Source organism: Christiangramia aquimixticola, from assembly GCF_048285835.1.
In the GTDB taxonomy this organism is placed as follows: Bacteria; Bacteroidota; Bacteroidia; order Flavobacteriales; family Flavobacteriaceae; genus Christiangramia; species Christiangramia aquimixticola.
This window is the reverse complement of record NZ_JBLVTL010000361.1, coordinates 1-277: the sequence shown is the minus strand read 5'-3', so window position 1 is coordinate 277 and position 277 is coordinate 1. Positions and strand designations below refer to the sequence as shown.

Annotated in this window: 1 pseudogene; it reads right to left on the bottom strand. The window is 38.3% G+C overall.

The window, feature by feature from the left end:
- Nucleotides 1-203: 203 nt before the first annotated feature.
- A pseudogene (locus ACNKXV_RS14825) lies at nt 204-277 on the bottom strand (S1 RNA-binding domain-containing protein); the annotation flags it as partial.

The window sequence follows — 277 nt, the reverse complement described above, 5'->3', positions numbered from 1 at the left end:
ACGGTCAATTGCTTCAGAAAAAGCAACCGGGCTGGCATTAGACTGTAAATTAAGGTCTACAACCCGATTATCGATCTTAACAGATGTGGTATCTTCTCTAACAAAAGCAGATATTCTTGAAAGTGTTATCAAATCCTACCTAAAGCGAAATAAGAAGAGTATGGAGCGTTTAATGGCGCTGAGTACTTATTATTTTCCTCTTTTCCATCAACGCCTCCAAGATCAACAAATACACCGTAAGATGTAATGTTCTTAACAGTACCTTCAAGTACCTGAC